This is a genomic window from Paenibacillus sp. FSL H3-0302, from assembly GCF_037982245.1.
GTDB classification, from domain to species: Bacteria; Bacillota; Bacilli; order Paenibacillales; family Paenibacillaceae; genus Paenibacillus_AQ; species Paenibacillus_AQ odorifer.
In genome coordinates, this window is record NZ_CP150284.1 from 4,393,285 (window position 1) to 4,416,875 (window position 23,591).

The following is a 23,591-nucleotide window of genomic DNA, read 5'->3' on the forward strand; positions in this document are numbered from 1 at the left end:
GCTAAGCCATGGCCCAATTTAGATTCCATCTTCAATTTATTCACGGCTCCAGCTGAGCACATCGTCCATTGGATCAACCCTGCCATTTCATAAGCTTAAAGAATGAGGAGGAACGTATGAATAAGCAAGAACGTGTTAGTTCGATCCAAATGTCCATGCTGTTTCTCTTCTTTATGACCGGTTCCTCAATCGTTATCGTCCCTGCGTCACTAACTAACTTTGCTGGCAACGGAGCCTGGATATCCCTCTTAATCGCCTCTGCCATAGGAATGGCTCTGCTTTCCGGTATTCTATATTTGAACCGACGAGCGCCAGATCTTTCGCTTGTGGAACAAAGCCGCTCCGTACTTGGAAACGGACTGACCCTCGTCCTCCTGATTCCTTTCACTTGTGTGCTGTTTTGGAATGTCGCAGGAATTGTAATTGAGATCGGAACCTTTTTCAAAAGTACGATGTTAAAAGAAACGCCCACTTACGCGGTAAATACCATGTTTTTTATAACGATTGCGATGACAGCTCTAGCTGGAATCGAAGTAATTGCACGCATGGCAGCCGTCCTAATGTCACTAATGTTCGGATTTATCATCTTAGTCTGGATACTCGTAGCAGGGTTGTATCATCCCGAGTACCTACTGCCCATCATGCCTGATGGATTTAGGCCTATCCTAAGCGCTGCATATGTAGTCTATGGCTTCCCCTATTCCGAGCTTATCGTTTTTTCGATGATTTTACCGTTCGTGCGTAAAGAAGACAATTCTAAACTGGGAAAACAGATGTATCTTGCACTCATCATCAATGCCCTGACGTTAATTGCTTCTGTCATTAGCAGTATTATGGTATTGGGACCACTGTCCGGCAGCTTGAAATATTCATTATATCAGTTGGCGAGACTCATTTATTTTCAGGAAACCATTGAAAGAATCGAATCCGTGATTGGTTTTTCACTCATTATCGGCTTCTATTTCAAGGCTTCTATCCTGCTGCTTATTCTTATTAAAGTACTAAAGGAGCTTCTGAGATTGAAGGATGAACGTTTAATTGTTTTCCCACTTGCTTTTGTCTGCCTGCTGTTATCTGTAACGACTTACACACAGGAGTCTGAGCTTGAGAAAATCGTGAATACTACATGGCCCTTGATCACTAACCTAGCTTACATCCTGCCGTTTCTTCTAATTCTATTGGTCACTTTTATTCGTTATCATATAAATCAACACAAAAAATAACCCGTTCTAAACGGATTCAATATCCCCTATCTCATTTCGCAGACTTCAGCTTCTTCTTTTCTTGGATCCAGCCCGCCAGCAAAAGTATTGCTCAACATAATTGCTTGCCATCGCGATTGAAGATTCTGAGATTTCCGGACCCAGAGGACGTTATTTGCAATTTTTTGGCCTGTGGAGCAGAGTTTAGGACTCCACTGACGCTATCTCATATAAAAAGACTCATATTGAGTGTTTTTTTATGGGAATAGCTGCTATACAGTCCGCTAGGATGCAAAATGTAGACCCATGACACGTTTAAGGTCAGCTGTGTCCGATGGGCTTGGTCTGTGCAAGTGTTATTGGATCAAACGAAGCAAAGTAGGGATGCCCAACAGCCACTTTTAGCTTATTAGGACACCCCTGTTAAGTTTATTACGTTACTCGCTCTAACCAATAAATTCTTGAACCCACTCGCTGTTATAGTAACCTATTCCAATTTCTGTAAAGCTACTATTCAGGATATTGGCACGATGACCAGGACTGTTCATCCATTGGTTCATTACTTCTTCTGCGCTCGACTGACCTTTGGCGATATTTTCCCCTGCTGAATTGTATGAGATCCCGAATGCTTTCATCATATCAAACGGAGATCCATACGTAGGAGACTGATGGTCAAAATAGTTATTGTCATACATATCCTGCGCTTTAGCCAAAGCCATTTTCGAAAGTTCGCTATTTAAGCTAAGAGGCTTCAAGCCTGCATTCGTTCTTTCTTTATTCACCAAATCCAATACTTGCTGTACCGATTGGGATGTATTGGTGGATGGTTGTGGATTTGCAGACTTCTGTGGGACAGCAGAATGTTGCGGATTTGCAGAATATTGTGGTTTCGCCGACTGCTGCGGATACGTTGTTTGATCTGTTGTGCTTCCTGTAGGTGGATTGGTACGGATGAACCCATCCAGCCATTTCGTTACATCGCCAGGAACTTGTTTAGTCTTAATTGTTGTATTCCCTGCATTCTCCGTGGAAATGGAAGATGCTTGCGTTAAAGTTGAACTTGAGGTAGTTTTACGAGCATGATTGTCAACCTTCGTTTGTTGAGTTGTCATTTGGTTGTTGGCCGAGTTATTACCCGAACAAGCAGTAACGAGTAATAGCGCTACTATTACGATAAATGGTTTAATTAGAACCCCTCCTGATTTGGCAAAGTAGTGACTTAATCGAATAAAGTTTTTGTAAAGTACCCCTGATTTATTCATCTCTAATTCAAAAATATAAAAAGCAAAAAAGTCCACTCGCAACATGGTTGCTGTGGACTTAATCTTAGTGGATATTTTAGATGCGTCGATATAGTTACATTTATAGTAATTTATAGAATTTTTTACTAATTAATGTTATGCTTTGTTAAGATCATAAAGTATAACATCAAATAAGATTTGGACAAACAAGCTTATAGAAATAAGCAGGCTTTGTTAGGTAAATAGATACTTTTAGATTACTTAATGTAATGTGATTGCAAAATTATTACAAGGAGTGATCATGCTATGTTAGAAGGTATCTCGATAAAACAAGTCTCCATTTATTGTCCTGAAAGAGTGATTAACAACCAATATTTTATTGACCATTTTCAAAAGCAAGGTATAGATATTAAGCGGATTCTTAAAAAGACAGGCAGAAAAAACCGCCATGTTATTGAAGGAACGAAGGAGAACTCGTTGACGATGGCGATTAATGCCGCTCAACAGGCAATTGATGCTGCATCATTGAAATCTGCAGATATAGACCTGATTCTTTTTTCCAGCTCAACTCCGGAATATTTATCACCTACGAATTCATTGCTTATTCACAAAGCTATCAAAGGTAAAGATGATACGCTTTGCTATGACTTAAATGGTAATTGTATAGGAATGTTTATTGCGGTTGAACAGGCTGCTCGTACTTTATACGATGATCCTGATAGAGATAGAGCGTTGGTTATCGGTTCGGATTTTTTAAATTTATGGGCTGATCCTTCACATCCAATAACATATTCAATTTTTGGCGATGCCGCCGTAGCCCTCATTTTAGAAAAAGATCATTCAGAGAGTGGATTAATTGACGTAAGGTATCTTTCGGACAGCCGTTTTACAGAAGAAATTGTGTACCCCGCTCAAGGATTGGCTAAGTCTTTGCGTGATGGGGCTGAACACCGCTACTTACACTGGGGGAGATTCAGCGGAATAGACAGTGTACGATTTGCGGAAGCATCTATTGTTGAATTATTAAACAAACATCACCTAACATTCGAGGATATACAAGTTTTTTGTTTTTCACAATTTACATTGGCTAATATTAAATTACTTCAAGCTAAGCTGAACCTGGATCAACATAAAATTATTTATGTAGCCGACGAATATGGCTATACAGGCACAAGCAGTCCCTTTCTGGCCTTATATTGTGCTATTGAACATGGTTTGATCAAACGTGGCGACAACTTATTATTTTGGACATTGGGGTCAGGTTATCAAGCCGGTTCAATGTTATGGCGTTATTGACATGAGGCTCCATTCATTCATCCTATCACTATCGAAACTCCACAATACACTAACAACAATCCCATAAGTATATTAAATTGACTTCTATATTTAGATATCATTTTTTTGAAAAGAGAACCGCATAAACACCAACTAAAAGTGCCCATAAACCCGATGAATGCTAAGACTATAGAGTAACTCAATAAGCTAAAATAGGAAGAATGAGAGGTAAGAATAAATGTAGATGTAACTGTGATTCCATATAATATCCCTTTAGGATTAATAAATTGTAAAAGCATACCCGCAATAAAACTGTTGTGTTTATCGCCACTTCCATCACTTTCTTGATGTTTACTTGTAATAATTTTAAATGCTAAATAAAACATGTAGACTCCGCCTATCACAGCCATAATAGATTCAATCTTAGGGATAAAATTGATCAGAAGTATATTAAAATAGCAACATAACAATATAATCACGAAAAAACCTGTGCCCACTCCTAAACAAAATCTCATTGTTTTTCGTAAACCAAACTGGTTTGCAAAAGTCATTGCCATAATGTTATTAGGTCCCGGAGTAAAGCTAGCAACAAATGCATATAAAAACAAAGAAACAATCACTGAATTACACCTCGTTGTATGTTATAATGTATTTATCAGACGCTATAACGTCCTTATGTGCGTTTTATTGTATATCCTGGTCGTTATAAAGTAAATAGGGATAGGAGAATTACCGTGGAAGAGATAAATCAAATCATTGCGGAGAATATAAAAAAGATTAGAAGAAGTAAAGATTTAAGCCTGGAAAAGGTGGCTGAATTAACAGGAGTAAGCAAAACAATGATTGGTCAAATCGAAAGAGGCGAATCGGCACCTACCATTACAACCATTTGGAAGATCGCCAATGGATTAAAAACTTCATTTTCTGCGCTGATAGATTACCCAAAGCCTGACACAAGAGTCGTATTAAGAAATGAAATTCAACCACTGCTTGAAGACAACGGAAAATATCGGGTGTACCCATCTTTCCCATTTGATGAAAGCAAACGATTTGAGGGTTATACAGTTGAGATAGACAAAGGTGGATACCTTGATGCCAATCCACATATGGAAGGAACTGAAGAATTAATCACTGTATTTGATGGTGAATTGTCTTTGCGTGTCAATGATAATGAATATCTATTAAAATCTGGTGATTCTATCACGTTTAACGCAGACAAACCCCATGTATATTATAATCCAGGACAATTATTGACCCGTTTAAGCATGATCTTATATTATTCTAGTTAGCAAAAAAACCAAGGTTCTTAAACCTTGGGATCAAATCTTACTATGATAACCTGCGGAGATAACGCTCAGCCTCCCCATTATGAACCGTCCAGCATTAACTTATAAACCTTACCGTCTTTTGCATATTCATTATTAAAAAGCAGGGCATCCCCTTCTCTTTTCAGGAATTTCAGATTGTCTCCAAAAAAAGGAAGGTCGTTTGTTTCGGCATATTTTTGCTGCTCTACGTCAAGAAGTGCCTTGTACAACAATGTTTTGGCACCTGTTTTACGATCTATCATCATGAGGAAACCTTGCTGATTGGACCGAATCAGCAGAATATCCTCGTCCATTCCCTCCACTAAATAATTATCCGAATTACCACCTAGGGTGTTCAGATTAATCGTCTCCGTTACGTTCCCTGTTCCATCTTCAATTAATCGTAATATTTTCCCATCGGTAAGCAGGAGCTGATCGCCAGCTATTTTCACATTGTCACCATAACGAAGATAGTATCCTACACTTGCGTGGCGAATGACCATTCCATCCTTAATAATCATCGTATACCATTTATTATTGATATGTGGTTCTCCGTAAACATCTGTTACGGTCAGATAGATTAGGCCTTTCGGCGTCTTCTGAAAATCGAACTGAACAGCATCGAATAACTGCGAACCAAGGTTCGTTAGCAAACGAGTTTGTCCTGCGGAATCTGTTAGATATAAACCCCCTGTTTTTTTATCCACTGTATAAGTAGATCCAGCAAATTGTGCGCTGGCACTAGCATAGTTCAATAGCCCAGTTGCTGTATATATCCTCTTCGTCGCATCCCAGCTGACCGTTGTTCCTCCTAATGAATTTACAAGAAAACGGGCAGGTACATAGAGTTGACCATTAATTTCAAAAGGAACACCTTCTACACTTACCAATTTACCATCAAGGGCCCCCTGTTTACTTCCAATACGAACGGCTATCTTTTTTCCCCATCCAGTAAACTCCGCTCTTTGATGCGATTTATCCCATACAACCTTAAGTCCTGCCGCTTCCCAGTGACTGGCTGAAACATAAGTAATCCCATCCTTTACTAGTGCAGCGCTCGTACCTTTCCCGCCTCCATCCATAATGAAAGTGAAGTAAGCGGGCAATGCCGCATTCGCAACTGGAGCAGCAAGCAATGATGCAACAAGTATTGGAGCTAGCAACCATCTTTTATCCATATCTTGATCAACCTCCATGTTAAAAAATCATAAATTCTTCATAGGGTATAGACGCAGTTTAATTCCAAAGGTTCCTAGAAGTTAACAATAATAGTAAATTCCAAGATCAAAGTCTCTCCTTCTATTCATCCTCTCATCTGCCTCTTTTTCTCCCATTTCGTTGTTCCCCCAAGAATCTGTGAAAGTTTTCTCATAAATTGATAGGGAGGTTGGCGCCAAACCTTAAACAAAAAAATTGAAAGAAGGCAATTACAATGGCTTTAGGTTGTGATACAGCTACAAATGTAACAGCAGCAAGATTAACTACACTTAAAAATAATAAATTCACATTCGTTTGCCGATATTTGAATCGCGTCGAAGGATACCAGGATGGTCTCACCTCAGCTGAGATTACACGGATTTCAGATGGGGGATTATATATCATATCCCTTTATCAAATCAGCAAATCGCTCGATCATTTTACGAAAGCCAATGGGGTTAAAGATGCTGAAACGGCTGTAAGCTTAGCAAGTGATTTGGGACAAACCAGCAGCACTCCGATTTATTTTGCGATAGACCGCGATATGACCTCTACCGAAATCACAAACAATATAGTACCTTATTTTCAAGGCATAAAATCAGTGCTAGACAGCAGTACTAAAAATTCCAAAGGTTATAAAATGGGTATCTACGGATCACGAGCAGTCTGCTCTCATATTCGAGGCACTAATTCCGCCACAACACGTTACACCTTCATCGTAGATAATGACTGGCAGGGAACCTTCGAGGATTGGAACCTGCGACAATATAATTTCAACACTGAGGTAGGAACAAGCACTGGCAAAATCAACGTAGACTATGTAGAGTCCTCCTCACATAGCGGTGGAGGCTGGAAAAAGTAATTTATTCCTCTTTTATCGGTGACGAGGCGTCGTACGAAAGCAGATTATGATAGATTCAAATAAAGTCTCGTTATTATAAAAATAGTAAAAAGACAACCAGGCATGGATTATCCGATTAATGGAGAAGCTCTGCCTGGTGTTTTTGGTTTGTAGCGGTTTGTTTAAGCAGATAATCATAAATCGTAGCTATCCGATTTTAATGTCTTCTTTGGGCAACCCTCGGAGAAAAATACGCAGAATTTTCCAATTCCCAGCCGAATTACGATCGAGCATCCATTCCACACTGACAGCAACTCGCTTTTCTCACTGATAGCAGCTTGCTTCTTCACTGACAGCAGCTTGCTTCCGCTATCCTCTCCCCGTATATTTTATCGCTGTAACTTTATGCAACCTATGAGATAATTGCACTTTATACACTTATTTCGTCTGTAAAAGGCTAACTTCTCACTTTAACTGTATTCTATACAATTAAAAATCACAGTTATCAGCTTTAGCGGCAAAAAACTAAAAAATAGCTGTACAAAATACAACTATCTTCATGAGCGAGTTTTTCGAGCGAAAATAGCTGTACAAAATACAATTAAAAGCCGCTACATATTAAATTCGTCCGCTCTCCATATAAAAAAGGGGCGAGATCTTTGTAGATCACCCCCTGCTCCACTTGCTCCTATTTAGAATCGCCTATTTGATCATATGCTGGATCATACGTCCACTTCAGGCCGTTGTCCTTACTCGACAGATAGATGGTACCTACAGTGTTGCCCTCTTTGCTGAGCAGAATAGGATACAATCCTTCTTTTCCATTAAAAATAGGTGAAAGCGGCGTTTTTTGATATTCATTAAAGGTTTCCGGAAGGGATACCACGAGCTTTTCCCATGACTGTCCCTTATCTTTGGTCCAATAAATAACAGGCCCATTATCTTCATAATATCTGAACCCTAAGAATCCGATATCCTTGTTAGAATACCCTGCCCCGGCTAAACTTTCCGCGTATAAATCGTTAGGATTTCCAAGCTCCGTCCATGTCTTCCCGCCGTCAGAGGTCTGGTATACATAATTTAATGAGCGTCCCACGCCTGCAGAACCTCCGGAGACGATCCATCCATTTTGTTTGTCGGTAAACCCGATGAACTTGGCGTCATAACCCTTTGCACCTGCAATGTTGTAGTTATTCCACGATTTCCCCATGTCATCACTGATTAATACATGTAGAGGGGATTCTTTACCATCCGCAAATCCATATACAATTGCAGTTTTGTCCTCGGAGATATAAAATCCGGTATCCGCTCTCCCCATCCCCATTTCTGTTCCAGTCGTATCAAGTTTTAAAGGCGTTTGCGCTTGGATCTCCCCTTTCCGATAGGAGACAGAGACATTACCATCCTCGTCCATGGAATACGCATTCCCAGCGTCATGCACAACCACTTGTTCGCCACTAGAGCTGTAGGAATAGATAGTACTTGGTTTGAGCGCGGTATCTGAAGATTGGCCGTTTAGGTTCGTACAGGCTGCTAGCACTGCTGTTACACCAACCACCATTAAGACCGCAAGAAATGCGCCTACTCCATTTCGTTTTTCTTTCATATTTAAAATACTGCCAAATCGCTGCTTCATCGAGTGTTTTCCTCCTGCAAAATTCGTTGATAAAGCTACATGCCGTGTAGCATTACTTTGCATAACCGATAAAATGGCTTCGCAGTATTTCTTTCGATATGCCGCATTTTGCTTACGTACAACGGTGTCATCACAATAAATTTCAATTTCGCGGACAGCTTCGCGTGCCATGAACCAGACCAATGGATTAAACCAATGCAGTGCCTGCACAATCAGTAGCAGTAGCTTATATATGATGTCATGCCTTTTGTAATGGACCAGCTCATGTTTTAAGATAAACTCCAGCTCTTCGTCACTATATTGATCATGCGGCAAGAATAGTGTTGGCTTGTAAAAACCCATTAGCATCGGATTCGGAACTTTACTGCTTATCAGAACCGCAATGGTGGTTGTTACATGCATTTCTTTAGCGACTTGTTTGAGCTTGGAGAACATATCCTCTCTCTGAAGAGAGCTGCTCCAACGTAACACCTGTTTCCTGAAAAAGAAATAACTCAGCAAATGATACCCTAAAAAAAGCACAGCGCCAGTAACCCAGATGTAAGCTAAAATATTAATTATAGAAGGGATATGGCTTACATCCCCTGTCTGGACCGGCTGAGAGATTACTGGCGTATCCGCCTGCAAATTCTGGGACACTGAGCTTTGAAAGACAGTTGCTATGGCCTGACCTTCGGGTAGCTGAATCGCCACAGGAGGATTGGTAAAGGAAAAGTTGAATGGCAACAATAATCGCAAGGTTAGGATCAACCATATCCAATAGCTCAACTTAGCCGAATAATGTTTTCTTAACAAGGGAGTTAATGTGATTAAGCCGATAATAACTAAACTAAGGGTCACAGAAATAACCAGAAAATCTGTAAAAAGACCTGTTATCATCAGGATTCCTCCTTATCTACTCTATCGAGCAGTTCCCGCAACTCAGCAAGATCGCTTTTATCAATCGCCTTCCCGTTGTATAAGGACATCACCATATCCTGCACAGAGTTGCCAAACAGCTTTTCAAGCGTAGACTTCCCTTCGCTCTCTTTATAATCTGTCTCAGAAATTGCAGCGAGATAACGGTTGCTCCGCCCTTCTTTTTCGCAAGATAGAAAGCCTTTTTCAACCAGCCGTGACAGCACTGTCATCAAAGTAGCAAGCGCCCACTTACGTTTATCCCCCAGTTGATTCAAAATATAAGAGGAGCTAACCCAACTCTCGGCTCTCCAAATCACCAGCATAATTTCCAGTTCAGCATCTGGCAAGCGTTTGATTTTGTTATTCATCCATATTTCTCCTTGTTATACATTTGTGTAATACATTCATTATACAAACGTATAATTAAAAAGCAAGCACATTATTTCTAAAATATGTATACATTCTTAGACGTTTATTATTTTAATAAAGGTTTCACAAGTCCAGTAGCAAATAATAAATAGAACCCTAGGAATTTTTATAAGATTCCAACAATGATAACCAACGCACACTCAGCTGAAATTTATAACTATTTTGGAAACTAAGTGATTGGTCTGCATTATTCTTAAGTAAGGAGGTAGGTTATGAAAAAATTTAGTATTCTATCATTTTCACTGATAATTTTACTAATTTTATTATTTGTATTAGTCAGACCCACGCAAAAGATCGTAAGTGTCAATCTTGCATCCGAAACAACAGAAATTACTTATACTGACCGTGAAAGCCTTCAAATCTTCGAAGATGCTATAAGAACTGTAAAAAAAGTACGCGGGTCTGTTGATGTGGGTGAACCGACTTATCGAATGACTGTTACTTACGCTAATTCAAAGGTGGCCGGATTCAGCCTTTATATGGATTTTAAAACGAAAGATGGTTTCCTGATTAAAGCTAGCAATAGCGAAAAGATGCTGGATTTAAGAAATAAGAATTCGGTTGAGCTAGCTGATCTGTTAAGTAAAGAAAAGGAAGATTAAAATTTGGAAACTCAATCTAAAAATAGGCATGGTCATCATACAAATGTAAAAACAAGCCATCCTTTAGTACTAACTAAGGATGGCTTGTTCGTAATTATATTATATTCCTGCGCTTCAGATATACTGTCCCGCTCCGCTCAGAGCGCTGCAATTCTCTGCTGGATGCGTGGGAATAATGCAAAGGCATTCTCATAAAATACTTTCTCGTGGTGCTGCTCAGGCACAAGCCGGCGGACGAACTCCGCATACAGGTCAATAGGCGCGAGTGGCCAATCGGTACCGAACAACATTTTTTCATAGTGATCAGAGTACACCAACGCCCGGCGAAAATGATCCATAAACAGGGGTTCATTCATGAACCGCTCAAAATGAGGCCGGTCACCAACAACGAGACCAGACAAATCGGCATAGACGTTCGGATTCTTGGCGACCACTTCGGCAGCATCCATCACCCAGGGATCGCCTAGATGGCAGATCATAAAGTTCACGTCGCGCCGTTGGAACGCCAGTTCGTCCACGGTAAGCGGATGCGCATACTTAAGCAATCCATTCATCGAATACGTATCACCGGTATGAATAACCACAGGCGTGCCGTACTTGGCTGCCAGCTCATAGATCGGCGAGTAGATTTTGTCATAAACGTAATGATGATAGTACCCGGCATAGAGCTTAATACCAGCTACCTCAGGAGCTTGCAGCCGTGCCTCAATTCGGTCCAGCTCATCCAAAGCATCCTTTCCTCCGAGCATATTCGGATTAATGCCCACGCATTCCATTAAGAATGGCGGCACACTGGCTTCCAAGTCGAGACCCATCGGATTGGGAGAGGCAGAGTCAGGAAAGGCTCCCTTCGTCTGCTCCGTGACCCCCATTCCAATGCCGAGAACAACGTCGTTCTTGTCAAACTCCGCTTTGAGCCCAGCAGCTGTGTAATCAACTTTGGAGAGGTCCAGTGCTGTCTGATGAAAGCTATCGATGTCCGACAGATGAATGTGAATATCAATGATTGGCATTTATAGTCTCCTTTTTGTCAGAAGCACTAGCAAAGGTCACCTTCATAAGATTACGAACTGCCTCTGGATCCAGAATGAGCTCTCCCATGATCATGAAGGTCGGCTGTGTCCAAGCGGTTTCTCCGTTCAGTAGTAGTAGATGGTGATTCACACCAAATGTGAATACCTTATTGTTCACGTAAGACATAGCTCTCTGATTAGGATAACTATGCACCACATGCAGCATGTCTTTACGTGAACTTGCACCGATTCGGATAAGCCCCTTGGATTCCAGATGGGCTTCGACCTTCCCTATAGGGAAGTTGCCTTCCTCTGGGAGCTCCATCCAGCCTTCCGAATAGATTGGTGAAGGCTTAAAGTAACTATCCTCGGATAGCGAATAATGCGGTAGCGTCATTCCACTTTCATTGGTTACTGAAATCAACACACAGAGCACAGGAACTCCGGGCAGCATAAGGTAATGCTGATTGATCGTGATCCCCCGGTTTGCTTCCTGCTTCTCCATCGAAGTGGTCAGTCTCAATCCCTTCCAGACGTTGCCGTGATCATCCATCTGCTCCGTCCAAGCTGCGCTTCTTGGCTCCTGCAACCGGCTAAATCCGCCTATGCCAGATATACCCACACCGAGTCCACCATGCCAAGGATTCCACCAGGAACGTGGTTCAGCTTTCGGAAAGGTGCTGTCCAGCCACTCTTCTCCTTGGTGCTTCAAGGAATGCACAACGCTGCCGAAATCAGGAGCAGCTGCAATAGATAGAACTCCGTTGCTCACTGTGTAAATGGGACCCGCAGGTCCTTCTTCTATCCCACAAACAACGCTTGTTTCCGTTTGTGGAAACCAGAGGCCTGTTCGCTCTTGAATGCGATCCTCACCACGATAGACGACCCGGACCTTACGGCCAGATTCGTTGTGTTCTGGTGATTCTGTATCCTCAGTAGAGAGTTCAAAACCAGCGGAGTGCAAATTTTGTCCTCTTTGCAACTCCATCTCAGCGACACTTCGCTCCTCTTCTCCATCAGCCTGTACATACAATTCAAGGCTTCCATCAAGCGGTGTCATCTTTCGTTCGATTAGCTCGGCATGAAGTGCCCCTGCCGCAAAAGGATTTCCACCGCCGAGCGTTAGCTCAAGATGGTCATCCAACACCGGTATGACCGAATTCTCCTGTTTTAGGGCAAAGGCGCGGAATTCCGACCACTTAAGGAAGGTGTTAAGAGCAAACACCATAGTTTTTGTCCGTACGACATCTCCAGCGGAGATTCGGCCAAGATTATGCTCCAGCCCAAGCGGATATTCCGGACGAAGCAATTTTAGCGAAGGATCCCAGCAGATTCCGCATGTGATGTTCTCTTCCTTGCAGAACAACCAGTTCTCCGTAATTTGTGCACTGTCCCAAAGACTTGGATCGCCTGAGTAAGCATCGCCCATGTCCACGTATTGGCCCTGATATGGCAAGATGAGCTGTTTACCGAAAAAGCCGAAATTCGTCAACAGATACATGTCTTCTTCCAGGATATCACTATTGGTATTGCAGACCTCACTATAAAACTCAGCGATTCCGTTGGCAAATAGCTTAGCCACTCTTTTTATCTCAAGACCCGGGAATTCTTCCGACTCGTAAAGAGATTCGAGAACCTGGCTCTCCCCTTCAGAATAGATCTTTACTTCTTTGACCTGTTTCTTAGAGAATTCTTCTGCGAATGGCTTGCCTAACTTCGGATGGGTCAACCAGAAATTATGGCTCGAGCCGGGATATTCAATCCACATTCCATTGTCGGTATTATTAAGATGAATAGAGTAAGCGCCATTCACAGCCACCCACTGATCCCCGTTTTCCCCGCCAAAGCGGCCATGCGTTCCCTTCATTAGAACGGATAGTTTGCTTATGAAGGTGACTGCCTTCTCTCCAACCGGAACGGCCGTTACCTCAATAGCCTGTGAATAAAGACCGTATGAATTTAGGGTAAAGGGTACTTGAATAGAAGCCTTACTCTTAGCTGGAACAGTAAAGCTTACTGTACGGTCCGCCCATACGAGGAATTCGTCTTCGGGCAAATCAAAAGAAAATTCTGCTTCTGCAGCAAAATTATTCTCCACATTAAGGTACAGTTCCGAAGGAAGACCAAGATACAATTCCCGGTGTGGCAGCGCTATCTTCATTTTGAGTGGAAATTTAGGAGCAACGCCAATGCGGAATTCCGCACGCTTGCCACCGATGATCCACTTGCTCATAACAACGGGGTGTGTCTTCTTATCGTTCTGTTCTTCCCGAACTGAATCAAGCTCAAAATCACCTTCCACGATAACCGTTTCACCTGGAGCGAGTATTCGCGCAGCAGATAGAGCAAAACGGATATTTTTATCGTTCTGGCCTTCGATCTCAATGGCCAGCTCAGACGTCGAACGATTCTTGATGCGATAGCGAATCTTGTAGGTCGAACCAAACACAAGATCATGATCATCAATTTCCGTAGAGATTTCATAGTCTGGTGTATCAAGAGCGGTCAGACCGCGGCCAGTCTTCTCGAATTCCGCCCGCAAGGAGAGTTTTCCCTTTTGCCAAGTGTAATCAAAGAAGTCAAAGCCACGCTCCTGGCGGCCATCTGGCTGGATGGGAAGTTCACGGGTACTGTCTGCATACCAATCCAGTTCTTCAAAATAAGGAGCAAGTGCTTCCGTTTGCAGTACTGTTGGAATGAAATTCATCAGATGGACGTAATCTTCATTTTTCTCCCAAAAAAATCCGCATTTCTTATACATCGGTACGGCTTTCGTATTACCTGCCCAGGTGAACAGATCAAGACGTGGCCAGCCCGCTTCTATTGTTTGGCGAACAGCGTTCAGAATCAGATTGCGGCCAACCTTGTATCCGTGATAATCGGGGCGTACATTCAATAGCGGGACATACAAAGCCCCTTCATCTTGACGGTAGTGGGCGAAGCTGCAGAAGCCGACTACCTCTTTGCCATCAACGGCAAGAAAGGCATTAAGATTGGACGAGATCTCCATCTCACGGCGCACACTGTCCTCAGTTCTTTGATTGGTGCCTCCGCCCCAGCTTTCGTTGCTGCGGTTCCACATTTCTGCGACTGCCCCAGCATAAGAAGAATCGTATTCGATAATGCGGATTTGTTCCGCTGTAGTTTTTACAGTCATGTCTTCATCTCCTTATTCCTCAAAAAAATATGAGTATGTATTCGTATACAGTTATTCTGGATAACCTCTCTACAACATATTGAAATAACTCCTACGAGTTCTTATTATACTATTAACTGGAAGCTCAATACGAGGTAAAAAACTCTTTCTCCTTATTTTCTACATAAACTCACTGCCAGCAGAAAGCTACAAAAAAAGCTGTCGAGTCACCCTCGACAGCCTGAAGCTGCTCCTAAGAGGAGCCTTTCTTCTTTAACAATTCTCCACACGATCCGCCGCTCTTTTCTTCATATTAGCGAGACCTACAATACATATCAGCAGTACGCAGATAGAATAAGGAAGCGCCATATTAACGGTGTATAAAGCCGTACCTATAACTGGCCCTATGAATGACCCGCCCCCTTGCAGGGCCGCAATAAAGGAAGCAACGCTTCTTTGCTCATGGTCTTGAACCGCCATTGAAGCACCCGCACTGTAGCCGAGCAGTGTAAAGCCGATGCCAATACCCAAAAATGTAAAGTCTACATACGCAAATCTGATGAACAATAACAATCCCAGCAAGCCTAAGGCAACAAATAAGAGTCCCACGAGCAGCACTTTTTTAGGATGCCATTTGAGATACTTACTGATTACAATTTGCGAGAGCACTACCATTATTCCCGAGATCGCCAGCCCCATTCCAATTAACTGAGTGGCTTGCTGAGTACTGTAACCCAAGCTATCCTGCACAAAAAATCCGATAGTAACCTGCACGATATTCAGAGCAAACGAAAGCAAAAGTCCAATCCATAAATAGAGGCGTATACGTCGATCATTGGGGGAAAGTGAAATCGCCTGCCGCTCAATCTCAATATTCTTTTCTTTAGGAATAAACACCAGAAACAATATAGCCAAGGTGAACAATAAAATAGCGGCCGCGTACATTGGTGAGGTCAGGCCCAGTGAAGCCATTCCTCCACTCATTGCGGGTCCCACTACGAAACCAAGACCGTTGGCCGCACCAAATAATGCCATTCCTTGTGTACGGGTTTCTTTTGTACTCCAGCCCATAACATAAGCTTGTGCTAATGCCGGAATTCCTCCAAAGAAAAAGCCAGCGATTGCGCGAAGTAAAAAGAAACTCCAAAACAGACTCTCTTTACTCTGTGCATTTACTGCATAATCAGCCAATAGTGCAAAAATGATGAGTGTGGCCATATAGACGAACATAATCGAAGCAAGCAGCCACTTTCGGCTCATAAACGTTTGTTTTTCCCAGAAATATCCTCCGAGCAGCCAACATAACCCCGCCACCGATACTAAACATCCTGATTGAAAATCACTCAGCCCCAAATTTCGCGCAAGCGGACCAATAATCGGATTAAAAGCAGCTATTGAGATCATTCCTGTAAGTACGATTAGAAACATAATACCCCGTCTGTATTTCATAAAATTCCCTTCTCCTCTCAAGTAAACCAGAAACAATATACGATTCGTTATAATCGCTGTGTTTATGGTACTATGCTGGAAGTCAGGCCTCTACCTCTTGGCGGATTACTTTACTGGTTAGCGGGATTTATAGTAGAACAAACAAAAAAACCTGCTCTTAAGAGCAGGGTTATAGATGTTAATCCACCGTTCCAACATTCTCCAAGTGTAATGAGCTTTCGGAGCTGACGCCTGCTTCCGTACTCAGAGTAGTAAGTGCTTGTTTTAGATCCTCTTTATTCACATAGACATACGGGCTCTTCCAAAGAGATTCTACATGTAAGGAATTAATATGCTCTGGTTTAAGTTTAGGGAAGTTGAATAACCACTGCTGCAGATCTGCTTGAGGAATATCCGTCTTCACATTTTCACCAATGATATCCAATACATTTCCCCATTGGGACACACCTTGGAAGTTTCCTAGCTTATCCAGAATCTGCTTGATTACTTGCTGCTGCCGATCATTACGCTGGAAATCGGAGGATTCAGCCGTTCCTTGATTCGATTTACGGTACCGCACAAAATCAAGAACTTGTTGGCCATCCAGCTTCTGCAAGCCTTTCTTTAAATCGATGTGTGTACCATCTGCCGTATCGGTATATTTCATATCCATATCGACATCTATAGTCAGTCCGCCAAGCAAATCCACGGTCTCCTGCAACACATCAAAATTCACCACAACCATGTGATCAATCGGCAGACCGAGCAAATTGCTGAAAAACTCTTTTGTATTCGGAATAGCCTCTGTTTTGTCTTTTATGTAATGATAAGCATAATAATAATTGGCTTTACGGGAAGGTAACGATTTAGGTTTTAGCAACAAATCCCTGGGTAAAGATAAGAAACTCGTTGATTTCGTGTCCGGATTGAAGCTGACAAGCATCAGAACATCAGTATTCATTACCCCACCGCCACCGTCCCGGCTATCTACCCCGGCAAGCAGAAAAATCATAGGTTCAACCGATACCGTCTCCTTTTTTTCCTCTGGAGCAGCAGTGGGTTGGATGGTGACTGGAGCTGCCATACGCTGTATCGCATCATCCGTCTTTTTGTATAAATACCCTGCATATACTCCAATCCCTATAATAGTTGCGCCTAAGACAAGACCAATGCTCGTCAGAATTTTACGGGTTGTTGTCCACTTGCGTTTGTTAGACATAATTTCCTCCACTCAGTTCCAATAGCTTATTCAATCAGCGCTTTCATCCTTATGAACTTTAACACTTAGCACTATGCCAATCGCTATCATATTAGTTAGCAACGAGCTGCCTCCATAACTAATAAAAGGTAATGAAATCCCCGTTAGGGGCAGTAACCCAATATGCATCCCAAGATTAACGGAAACTTGAAAGATGAACATAGCGATAAACCCGGTGACAATATAGGTACCCGCACGGTCCCTACTATCCAGCGCAATAAAGATCATTCGGTACACGAGCAGCAAATAAAGCATCAGCAGCACGGATGAACCTATAAAACCGTATTTCCCCCCGATGACTACATAGATCGAATCGGAATACGCATATGGAATATATCCTTTTCGCAAAAAAATACCTTCACTGCCCGATAATCCTCCGGAGCCAATGGCTATCATTGCGTTTTTCACATGCCAAGACTTATCTGGATCGCTCTGCGGGTCCAAAAAAGCTTGGATTCGTGACAGTTGATGGGGCTCGACAATCTTGGATAACAGGTCGAAGTTAGCATAATACAGCCATAGTATCGTGCCGATCGAAATAATCACAACACCAAGGATCAGAATCATATATAGAGCACGGATGTTACCAATCCACAGCATACTAAGTAATATGCCAGCAAATACGAGTGCTGTACCCAAATCGGGCTGATCCATTATTAAAATGAAAGGAATTAAAAAAACGAAACAGACCGGCACTAAATCTTGAAAAAATCGCAGCCGCTGGCCCTCTCGTGTACCTAATAGATGAGCAATGAGCAGCACCGTACATATTTTAGCCAGCTCGGAGGGCTGAAGCTGAAAGCTCCCAATACTTAACCAACGCACAGCACCATTGAGGTTTTCTCCAACCAGCTTGACTAGTACTAGTAAACCTAGCCCCACGCCATAAAAGAGATAGGCTAACCTGCCTAATAGAATCTTATAATCTACCAAAGCAATGAATAACATGGGTAGGCAAAATAAAGCAAATAAATACAAATAACTTATGTAAAGACCGTCTAACCGCGTATCCGTAGTCGCTTCATAAATAGCAACAGTACCCATGCCAACTAAGCAGGTGGTGAGAAAAAGTACGGATCTGTCCAGCTTTGCAATTTTGGTAGAGATAAGCATTTACAACCTCTATTTAATTTCTGTAGTTTTCTTGTTGTGTAGGGGATATATACATGAAAATGGGCATTATAAATAATCCGCTGAGCACTTTTACTTCTTTTTTCTCAATGAAGCGCTGCGGATGATTAGGTTAAATGATTACCTCAGATCATATTTGCCCTGATACGCCTTCTTCGATAACAGCTTAAGTTTATCTTCACTTAGCGTATAAATATCCATACCATTACCTGCCTCACCCAATGACCAGCCCAGTGCAAGCTCGTTATGGCCATCTTCATCAACATCAAAGAATCCGGCATAATCTAGACCATACCCAAACCCCTCAACCTCGGAAATCTTCTGCCAAGCTTCATTTTCCTGCCTCAACAACATTGCTTTTATAGTGTATCCTTTGTTTTTACTGTACTCATACACAACTACAGCTTCGTCGATTCCGTCTCCATCCATATCGCCAAAGGAGATGGCATTATCTTCTTGTCCCTTCATCGGAGTTATCAATTGAGCTTTGTCTGGAAGCCACTTAATAAATTCCTGGCTCGTTTTGTCTCGCTGCAGATTTGCTTCTGATGATGGAGGTTTAATCAGCTCTCCGGGTGTCGCCGGGACTCCGCATCCTCCGAGCAAAAATAAAGTTGTCAACAGGGTACCTATTTTTATGAATTTGCTCGGCATTTGGATCATCGACTCCTCGCTTGTCCGCATATATAGTATTTTATCTGTGAAAGAGATGAAAGTGGTTATGAAATAGTTAAATTTGAATTCTTATTCTATCGGTAAGTCAAATTGGACAATCGTTCCTTTGCCTAAAGTGCTGCTTATTCGCAGCTCTCCATGATGCAATTTAATGATCTGTTCCGAGATGGATAATCCCAAGCCGCTGCCCGAAGCCTGTTGATCCCCTTTGTAGAATTTTTGCCGCACATTCTCTAAATCCGTCTCAGCGATGCCTGAGCCTGTATCCTCTACAGAAATCACGACTTTCCCTGGAACCGTATGAGCGGTGATAAAGATTCGACCTGATGAACCAGTAAATTTGAGTGAATTATCAATGAGATTAATCATGACTTGCTTCACACGATTCTCGTCAGCTTGAATCACTGGCAGATGTTCTTCTATTTTTACATCTAGTGAGATGCCTTGTCGGGTCGCTCTAGGGGTAAGTTGTCTGCCGATATGCTGCAGTAGTTCTGTTAGATCCACAGATGTGAAGTGAACGGCGATTCTTCCGTTATCCAACTTGGAGAAATCCAACAATTCATCCACCATATGAGTTAACCTGTCACTTTCGGATTCAATAATATCAAGCCCATCATAAAACAGAGGTTGATTACTCACCTCACTCGCCTTTAAGGTAATTGCCCAACCTTTGATCGAGGTCAAGGGTGTTCGCAGTTCATGGGATACGGAAGCGATAAAATCATTCTTAAGCTGTTCACTCTTGGAGATTCGGCTTGCCATCATATTTAACGTATCCGCCAATGAACCAAGCTCATCTTGATAGCGCTTATGCACTCTGATGCTGAAATCACCTTCGGTCATCTGGTCTGCTGCCTGCTTCAAATCTTTAATGGATCTGGTTATGGTCCAAGACAGTAATAATCCAAGTAAGGTGACAATGCCAATGACGATGATCCCCACCCCGATCAGTAAAACCGTAATCTGTTTAACTGTATGTATAGTTTCCGTTAAGGACGTGATAAATCTGACTCCCCCCACGATGTTTCCATTCGCTTGTAAAGGATAGGATACCGCGTAAATCGCTTCCTCTGTGTTAGGGTCCGCACCTTTCCAACTGCCGGGCTGCCCTTTTATTGCTGCTTGCACATCTATGTACTCAGTCATAGTAAGATCGCCTTGAAGTCCATTTGAATCCTGCAACAGCCGGCCTTCAACATTAATAATCTGTACCTGTGCATCGGAATGACTCGCAAAACCCTTCAGTAACCTATCCGATTGTTCCTCCAGATCCTGGTCCCCAAAGTATTGCTGAAAAAAAGAAGCCGATAGCTCTGCTTGATTCATCAGGGTTTCCTCTATGTTATGAAAATAATAATATCGCACAGATACATTAAGAATGATTTCAAGAATGAGCACAGTAAGACAGATGACTACAAAATAGCTTCCTACTAATCTTTTCTGAATCCCCATTCTTCAACCATCCTTTCTAAAGCGGTATCCGAGCCCCCATACCGTCTCAATCCAAAGCGGATTAGAAGGATCAACCTCAATTTTCTCTCTTAACTTACGCACATGAACATCTACCGTCTTAGGATCTCCAATATAATCCTCTCCCCAGACAAGATTCATTAATTCATTCCTAGAGAGTGCTGTATCCGGATGCTCCAGAAAGGTCTTCATCATCTGAAATTCCTTCGGAGTTAATTCAATGCTGTCATCCTGCTTAAACATCTTGTTTGCATTCAGATCCAGCCGAATCGGTCCAGCTTGAAGTATCGTTTTTTGCGGCTTGAGAGCTGATTCTGTACGGCGCAAAATCGCTTTAATACGTGCTACCAATTCTAATGGATTAAAAGGTTTAACAATGTAATCGTCAGCACCCATTTCAAGGCCATTGATTTTGTCCATATCCTGTCCACGAGCGGTTAAGAAAATGATGATGACCCCAGCGTCTTTCTCTCTTAGCTTTCGGCATATTTCGAACCCATTAGAATCAGGCAACATGATATCCAGAACCAGAACATCTGGACGGCTCACCTCAAAGCTCTGCAAGGCTTCTTCTCCACAAGCAGCTTCACTAACCACAAACCCGTTATTCGTTAAATTTATAGATATAAAACGTCTAATATTATCGTCATCTTCCACAATAAGCACATGATTGCGATCAATAGTATCCACGATTTCCACCCCTATTACCCAGAGTCTAAACAAGTAAAAAAACAAAAAAACTCTCCCGGTAAAGAGAGAGTCTTGTCTCAGATCCCTATAATTAAATCACAAGTGGATATTACTCTAAATCGCTATAGTTGTCAAAATCTAATCCAGATACACAGCCTTGCCGGTCTGCGCCGATTCATAAATAGCTTCCAATATTTGCGAAACAACAAAAGCTTGTTCAGGAGTTACAACCGGGTCCTTATCCTGTTCAATCGCTTCAATCCACTTTCTTAATTCTATATCCGGAGCACTTTCAGCTTTACCTTCATAATAGGCAACGCCGCCTGCCCCAAGCTCAATTTTATTAGTGTACAGCTTGCTGAATTTCTCTCCGTTAATTCTAAGTCCGTCCTTCATATCTGCGCCTGCTTCCGTTCCACTTAAGCTGCATTTCGCTTCATGTACGTCTAGTGAATTCAGAGCCCAGCTCGCTTCCAGCATGATTGTTGCGCCATTCTCCATTACGACCATTCCAAAGGCTGAGTCCTCCACGGTGAACTTTTTAGGGTCCCACGGTCCCCATGCGTTGGCGGCTTCTTCCTTTTGTGAAAGTTCATGATATTTAGTGCCCAGCACGACTTTTGGTTTATAGTTATCCATCATCCAAAGGGTTAGGTCCAGCGCATGAGTTCCGATATCGATAAGCGGACCGCCGCCTTGTTTCTCTTCATCAAGAAATACTCCCCAGGTCGGTACGGCTCTCCGTCTGATGGCATGTGCTTTTGCAAAATAGATATGACCAAGCTCTCCGGACTCACAGGCTTTTTTCAAATATAAGCTGTCTTCTCTATATCGGTTGTCATATCCAATGGTCAGCTTCTTGCCTGTACGTTTCGCTGCTTCAACCATTCGTTTGGCATCTGCCGCTGTCTTAGCCATTGGTTTTTCGCACATCACATGTTTTCCGGCTTCTAGTGCAGCGATTGATATTTCCGCATGGACATCATTAGGCGTAAGCACATGAATAATATCAATGGATTGATCTTTTAATAGTTCAGTGTAATCCGTATAGACAGTAGCTTTATTATTTCCGTATTTCTCCGCTGCTTCTTCAGCACGTTCTTTAATAATGTCACAAAAAGCCACGATCTCAACCTTACTTTGTCTGCTCAAGCTTGGAAGATGTTTGCCATTCGCAATACCACCACATCCAATAATCCCTACACGAAAAACCTTACTCATATCCTTCACCCTCACCTCTAATGGATTTGTTTGCTGTTTCGATAAGTTGCCGGTGTCATGCCTAACCGCTTGCGGAAGACAATATGCAAATAGGTAGCATTGGTAAACCCTTCCGACTGTGCGATTTGTTCTATCGGATAATTGCTTTCTTCAAGCTTGCGGCAGACCGCTTGCAATCGGATGTCCTCAAGCGCCCTACTGAATGATTGTTCTGCATTTACTTGCTTAAACACCCGCTGCAGCTGCCTTGAACTAATATTTAGCTTTTCCGCAACATTTTCTAAGGTAACCGTTCCTGAATAATTCGCTTCCATATATTGCATTGCGTATTGATACCGGTAAGTCAGCATATCTCTAACCGGCGCCTCCGTGCGGATCCCGCCTGAATCATACGCTCTAACGGCCTTTAATAAAATACTAATCACGAGATGCTTAATTGAAGTATAATATCCGGTCAACTTCCCATCGCATGCTTCGTACGCTTCTCGAAAACACTTCATAGCCCCGTGATAATCTTGTGCTGGGACCAAGGGTAAACACTTCAGCTTCTCCACACAGGTCTCAGCTTCCGCAACCTCCCAAAGATCCGCATCATCCCGGATCCTCTTCTTGATGTCAACATGCAGGCATAGCTCTTCCATGGATTCATCTGCGGCTGCCTCTTGACGATGCATAACACCTGGTCCGGTTAGATAGAACATCCCCTCTGACAGAGGATACCTTTGATCCCCAAGAATGACTTCTCCCTTCCCGCGCGGAATGAAATGAAACTCAAATTCAGAATGATTATGGAACTCGACTACTCTGCCCGGTGGAAAAGATGTCAAATGAAATCTAAACACTGTAATCTCGTAATGTCCCCATAGAATCGTGATATCCAATCTTTCAAGCATGTCCTGCTTCTCAAACATCATCTCATAGGGAAAGCTGCTCAAC

At 42.4% G+C, this 23,591-nt stretch carries 20 protein-coding genes; 5 read left to right on the forward strand and 15 right to left on the reverse strand.

The annotated features are described in order from the left end of the window. Positions 1 to 116 precede the first annotated feature (116 nt). Positions 117 to 1,223, forward strand: coding sequence for an endospore germination permease (locus MHH50_RS19480; protein WP_076127252.1), 1,107 nt, complete (start codon positions 117 to 119; stop codon positions 1,221 to 1,223). A 425-nt stretch (positions 1,224 to 1,648) separates the two neighbouring features. Here MHH50_RS19480 and MHH50_RS19485 read toward each other — a convergent pair whose 3' ends face one another. Next, complete coding sequence (locus tag MHH50_RS19485) at positions 1,649 to 2,314, reverse strand: CAP domain-containing protein (protein ID WP_081391877.1); 666 nt, start codon at positions 2,312 to 2,314, stop codon at positions 1,649 to 1,651. 435 nt (positions 2,315 to 2,749) lie between these two features. Here MHH50_RS19485 and MHH50_RS19490 point away from each other — a divergent pair, with 435 nt between their 5' ends. Beyond that, positions 2,750 to 3,739: a ketoacyl-ACP synthase III gene (locus MHH50_RS19490; RefSeq protein ID WP_076127253.1), complete on the forward strand. Its 990-nt coding sequence runs from the start codon at positions 2,750 to 2,752 to the stop codon at positions 3,737 to 3,739. Between the two features lie 17 nt (positions 3,740 to 3,756). On the opposite strand, the gene MHH50_RS19495 is transcribed toward MHH50_RS19490, so the two are convergent. Continuing rightward, complete coding sequence (locus MHH50_RS19495; protein WP_076304549.1) at positions 3,757 to 4,338, reverse strand: LysE family transporter; 582 nt, start codon at positions 4,336 to 4,338, stop codon at positions 3,757 to 3,759. 114 nt (positions 4,339 to 4,452) lie between these two features. Between MHH50_RS19495 and MHH50_RS19500 the strand changes: the two genes are divergently transcribed. Then, positions 4,453 to 5,007 carry an XRE family transcriptional regulator gene (locus MHH50_RS19500; RefSeq protein ID WP_340010590.1) on the forward strand — a complete coding sequence of 185 codons (555 nt, stop codon included), beginning with the start codon at positions 4,453 to 4,455 and terminating at the stop codon, positions 5,005 to 5,007. A 77-nt stretch (positions 5,008 to 5,084) separates the two neighbouring features. Here the strand turns inward: MHH50_RS19500 and MHH50_RS19505 are convergent, their stop codons facing one another. Next, positions 5,085 to 6,203 carry a copper amine oxidase N-terminal domain-containing protein gene (locus tag MHH50_RS19505; RefSeq protein ID WP_340033291.1) on the reverse strand — a complete coding sequence of 373 codons (1,119 nt, stop codon included), beginning with the start codon at positions 6,201 to 6,203 and terminating at the stop codon, positions 5,085 to 5,087. 254 nt (positions 6,204 to 6,457) lie between these two features. On the opposite strand from MHH50_RS19505, the gene MHH50_RS19510 reads away from it, so the two are divergent. Continuing rightward, positions 6,458 to 7,084: a glycoside hydrolase domain-containing protein gene (locus tag MHH50_RS19510; protein WP_076217869.1), complete on the forward strand. Its 627-nt coding sequence runs from the start codon at positions 6,458 to 6,460 to the stop codon at positions 7,082 to 7,084. A gap of 667 nt (positions 7,085 to 7,751) precedes the next feature. On the opposite strand, the gene MHH50_RS19515 is transcribed toward MHH50_RS19510, so the two are convergent. Then, the gene (locus MHH50_RS19515; protein WP_340033292.1) at positions 7,752 to 9,578 is read right to left on the reverse strand and encodes a M56 family metallopeptidase; all 1,827 of its coding nucleotides are present in this window, start codon (positions 9,576 to 9,578) and stop codon (positions 7,752 to 7,754) included. Next, entirely contained in the window at positions 9,578 to 9,967 is a 390-nt protein-coding gene (locus tag MHH50_RS19520) for a BlaI/MecI/CopY family transcriptional regulator (RefSeq protein ID WP_076143756.1), read from the reverse strand. The genes MHH50_RS19515 and MHH50_RS19520 overlap by 1 nt, the downstream gene beginning before the upstream one ends. A gap of 273 nt (positions 9,968 to 10,240) precedes the next feature. Here MHH50_RS19520 and MHH50_RS19525 point away from each other — a divergent pair, with 273 nt between their 5' ends. Continuing rightward, complete coding sequence (locus MHH50_RS19525; protein ID WP_076127262.1) at positions 10,241 to 10,630, forward strand: hypothetical protein; 390 nt, start codon at positions 10,241 to 10,243, stop codon at positions 10,628 to 10,630. A gap of 137 nt (positions 10,631 to 10,767) precedes the next feature. Here the strand turns inward: MHH50_RS19525 and MHH50_RS19530 are convergent, their stop codons facing one another. The 10 genes from MHH50_RS19530 to MHH50_RS19575 all read right to left on the reverse strand — a co-directional run bounded on the left by MHH50_RS19530 (position 10,768) and on the right by MHH50_RS19575 (position 23,590). Then, the gene (locus MHH50_RS19530; RefSeq protein WP_076104960.1) at positions 10,768 to 11,643 is read right to left on the reverse strand and encodes an amidohydrolase family protein; all 876 of its coding nucleotides are present in this window, start codon (positions 11,641 to 11,643) and stop codon (positions 10,768 to 10,770) included. After that, positions 11,630 to 14,800, reverse strand: coding sequence for a GNAT family N-acetyltransferase (locus tag MHH50_RS19535; protein ID WP_340033293.1), 3,171 nt, complete (start codon positions 14,798 to 14,800; stop codon positions 11,630 to 11,632). Before MHH50_RS19535 ends, MHH50_RS19530 begins: the two co-directional genes overlap by 14 nt. Before the next feature lie 252 nt (positions 14,801 to 15,052). Continuing rightward, a complete protein-coding gene (locus MHH50_RS19540; protein WP_076190691.1) occupies positions 15,053 to 16,228 on the reverse strand; it encodes an MFS transporter in 1,176 nt (391 codons plus the stop codon). A 178-nt stretch (positions 16,229 to 16,406) separates the two neighbouring features. Then, positions 16,407 to 17,426, reverse strand: a complete 1,020-nt coding sequence (locus MHH50_RS19545; protein ID WP_076218415.1) for an LCP family protein — start codon at positions 17,424 to 17,426, stop codon at positions 16,407 to 16,409. A gap of 30 nt (positions 17,427 to 17,456) precedes the next feature. After that, positions 17,457 to 18,578: an FtsW/RodA/SpoVE family cell cycle protein gene (locus MHH50_RS19550; RefSeq protein WP_076307667.1), complete on the reverse strand. Its 1,122-nt coding sequence runs from the start codon at positions 18,576 to 18,578 to the stop codon at positions 17,457 to 17,459. Positions 18,579 to 18,716: 138 nt separating this feature from the next. Continuing rightward, positions 18,717 to 19,250 (reverse strand): hypothetical protein, encoded by a 534-nt coding sequence (locus MHH50_RS19555; RefSeq protein ID WP_076182931.1) that lies wholly within the window; start codon positions 19,248 to 19,250, stop codon positions 18,717 to 18,719. 90 nt (positions 19,251 to 19,340) lie between these two features. Next, complete coding sequence (locus MHH50_RS19560; RefSeq protein ID WP_076301712.1) at positions 19,341 to 20,726, reverse strand: HAMP domain-containing sensor histidine kinase; 1,386 nt, start codon at positions 20,724 to 20,726, stop codon at positions 19,341 to 19,343. A 3-nt stretch (positions 20,727 to 20,729) separates the two neighbouring features. Continuing rightward, positions 20,730 to 21,434 carry a response regulator transcription factor gene (locus MHH50_RS19565; RefSeq protein ID WP_076127275.1) on the reverse strand — a complete coding sequence of 235 codons (705 nt, stop codon included), beginning with the start codon at positions 21,432 to 21,434 and terminating at the stop codon, positions 20,730 to 20,732. Between the two features lie 138 nt (positions 21,435 to 21,572). Further along, a complete protein-coding gene (locus MHH50_RS19570) occupies positions 21,573 to 22,655 on the reverse strand; it encodes a Gfo/Idh/MocA family oxidoreductase (RefSeq protein WP_076190679.1) in 1,083 nt (360 codons plus the stop codon). A gap of 17 nt (positions 22,656 to 22,672) precedes the next feature. Then, entirely contained in the window at positions 22,673 to 23,590 is a 918-nt protein-coding gene (locus MHH50_RS19575; RefSeq protein WP_254857007.1) for an AraC family transcriptional regulator, read from the reverse strand. Between the last annotated feature and the right edge of the window lies 1 nt (position 23,591).